The 3,594-nt window shown below is 34.8% G+C and carries 1 protein-coding gene and 1 pseudogene; both read right to left on the reverse strand.

Going from position 1 to position 3,594, the window contains the following annotated elements:
• Positions 1-120 precede the first annotated feature (120 nt).
• Positions 121-834, reverse strand: a pseudogene (locus tag CSV64_RS16310) (WD40/YVTN/BNR-like repeat-containing protein); the annotation flags it as partial.
• 493 nt (positions 835-1,327) lie between these two features.
• The gene (gene ltrA / locus CSV64_RS16320; RefSeq protein ID WP_483315629.1) at positions 1,328-3,145 is read right to left on the reverse strand and encodes a group II intron reverse transcriptase/maturase; all 1,818 of its coding nucleotides are present in this window, start codon (positions 3,143-3,145) and stop codon (positions 1,328-1,330) included.
• Positions 3,146-3,594: the final 449 nt, after the last annotated feature.

Below are 3,594 nucleotides of genomic sequence, written 5' to 3' on the forward strand. Positions count from 1 at the left end.
GACACCAATACAGTAGAGAAATTTTGGAAGGCTGGCAAGCCTTTTTTTATTATTTTACAATTGCAGCGTTATGTACTTATTCCTTTCAAAACTCTGTACTTCTATCTTGCACTACACAATACTAACTGTCTGTTTAACTGGAACAACTTTAACCGTTCTTATTAAAGGCTCCACTAGTTTGTCCTCATCATAATCGGCATGTAGATATCCGTTTACTCTTATAGTAATAGTAGACGCTTTATCTTGATCATAAGTGATTAAGAAACTTTCCTCCTTCTCATCAGCATTTTCCCCATAAACAAATGTATCTATAGATGTGATGGTTCCATCCGGATTAAATTCAAGATGAAAATCACTTTCCATATATAATTTCTCCGGCAAAGCATATTCTTTATTTATATCTGTAAAAATCCCTTCTACTCCATCCACATATATATTGTTATGTTCAAATTCAACTGAAACTTCATTTTTTAATCTATCAATAAACCAAGCAAGTTCGCCTCCGAAATTGGTTGCGCTTTGATAAATCTTCATTCCATAAAATGATGTTATGACTATGATAATTATAATAGAAACATATTTCCATGCCTTTACATGAATCTTTTTGTTGGGTTGAGGTTCTTTACCTTTCACAATTTTTATTGCAGTAAATGCAATGATAGAAATTAAAAATACTGTAGATACGAATAAAATAGAAACAGTATGATCTATTCTTCCATACATGCAAAGTAAAGCTAATTCATAACAAAAAATCCAATATACAAATATGAATAGTGGATTGGTTAATAATGATAGCAATATCTTTTTCGGATTCCCTCTAAATATGTAAACCACTCCTAATCAAAATTCGTAAACACTTCTTATTTTAAATATGCTTATCGTGAAATTTCAGTCTACTATACTATTGATTGAAGCAGGCGAAATCGTGATTGAATCATCGGCCTCAATTGAAGCGTAATTATTATTTATTCTTTATTTTCTCTAAGAGAGAGATGATCTTATCATTATGCTCAATCACTGTTTGATTCTGCTTTCTTATTTTTGCAAAGTGGAACAAAGATACGATCAAAACTACTAATACAAAAATCACTAACACTTTACTCCCTCGTATCATACACCGCTTTAACGAAAATATTTACAAAGAATACGTAAACATCAATTTGTCGCGTTCGGTGCGCAACAGTTGTTATAGTGATAGGTAAGCCTTTGAAGTTATCTCCAGCTTTTCCCCCACTTCACACCGTACGTGCGACTTTCATCGCATACGGCGTTCCAACTAATCCAATTCATTCAATATTTTTATGTATATGCAAGATGAAATGTAGAATCAGATTGCTTCGTTCAGGCATAGCTCACGCAATTCATTTACCTTTTTAAGTTGTTTTCCGTTTAACATAAGTACGTTTAAAAGCACGTTTATTTTCTCTTGATTTCTCATATGAATGAGGCGATGAACAGGTTCGTGTACCATCATTAAATTCCCGTAGGAATCATCCCTTGTTTGATGAAAAGGTATTTTATGATGGCAGTGAAAATCGTTCCGACCTAATTCAATACCTGTAACAGCACATTTTCCGTATTGTGCAATAAATCGGCTAATCCGATTGTCGTTATATTCAATGGAACGACTTGGTATATATTGCTTCATCACATAAGCGAGCACTTGTTTATTAATTGCTTGCAAACTTAGATGAATTTTATTTCTACCTACGGTAGTGTAGTTACAGATTGATTGAGAGAAATTAAGATTCACTTTACAACGTTGGGCATGAACGGGAACCATGACCATTCCTTTTATTTTATAAAGTTTACATTCGTACCCTTTATACCGTTTCTGCAAGGTTTTTGTGAGTTCCTGAAACGTTGCTTCTTTTCTCATTTCGTTCAAACGATTGAATAACGCCTTATTAAGACGACCGTTCAGCTTATTTAAGTCTTTTGTAATGTGAGATGCTGCGGAATAATAATTTTGTATTCCCATTATTATTGTATTGAATCGCCAAACATTTTCAGGTGATTGATGCTTCTGAATCATCTTTATTGCTTGTTTAAGCTTTATCTGTGCATTATCCAGTGAATTTTTAGTCATATGGGATCGGGCAACATATAGCGTTCTTCTATTCGTCTGCTTTCGATGTGCCTTAATACGGAACCCTAAAAACTCTGATGAGTTTTTCTTTAAGTTGACCACTTTCGATTTTTCCTCACTAATTTCAAGGTGAAGCCTTGTTTGAAGAAAATCCTTCACTGCATAATGCATTTTTATCGCTTGCGAGCGAGTACGACACAGAATTTTAAAGTCATCAGCGTATCTCACAATATAGCAGTGTTTCAGATTCGATTTTTTCAATGCATTGTATCTGCCAGCATATGATTGATAAGGTTTTCGTGTTTCAAAGCTTTCCCATTGATGACTAATCCACCAATCTAGTTCATTTAATACAATGTTAGACAACAAGGGTGATAATATTCCCCCTTGCGGGGTCCCTTTGGTTGGGAATCCTTCTCCTAAAACTTCAGCTTTTAAAAGACGTGAAATAATAGAAAGTAATGCCTTATCACGAATACCAAGCGACCACATTTGTTTTAATAATTTAGCATGATTTACATTGTCAAAGAACCCTTTAATATCAACATCTACACAGTGATATAAACAAGCTCGATTAATAAGCGTCTCAAATCTGGCTTTCGCATGATGTGTACTACGATTGGGTCTGAAACCATAGCTGTGTTTATAAAACTTTGCTTCACAGATGGGTTCAAGCACTTGAAGAATACACTGTTGGAACAATCTGTCCCAAATAGTCGGAATCCCTAAAGGTCGTGTTTTTCCATTTGCCTTCGGGATAAATACTCTTCTAACGGCTTTGGGTGTATAACGTCCAAACATTCGTTGTATCGTAGATACAACTTTTACAACGGATAATTGACTTATATCTTCAATCGTTAGTTCATCATATCCACATGTTTTACTACCAGTATTTCGTTTAATATTACGATAAGCTAATCGAATGTTTTCATCAGATTGCATTAAATCGAGTAATCCATAAAAATTTTGACCATCAGCACTTTTAGCATATAAAGAATCAAAATGATATTGCATATCATAATACTCGTTGTGCCTCAGTTTCTTACGTTTTAACAAGTCGGTGGCTCCTTTGGAGCTGAACCTCTATTAGTCTTACAAGAACCTTATTAATCGTATAAGAACTGTCTTGCATGGTTGAAAGAATCTTTAATTAGTCTAGTGGCTATCCCTCCACGTTCATTACACGCTTCGACGGTACTGTGCCACCACTTTCACTGATATGAAGAACAGTTATACAGTCGCTAATCTCACGACTATTTTCCTTTTCAACGCTTCATCAAGAGTAAGCCCTCCACGTTATCAGCTTACAACGTTGAGTTACATCTATTATAAAACAAACTTAGGTACTTCCTATGAGCCTGTTAGCATTGCTTGTGCCTGTAACACAAGATGGATTTTCATATAACTGATTCTTACTCACCCACAGCTAACCCTACATTTGGTAGTAAATACATTTCTATATAACGCGCGTCTAGACCCGTACATTCAGAAGCTCGTCAGCAATA

The organism is Sporosarcina sp. P32b, assembly GCF_002743335.1.
GTDB lineage: Bacteria > Bacillota > Bacilli > Bacillales_A > Planococcaceae > Sporosarcina.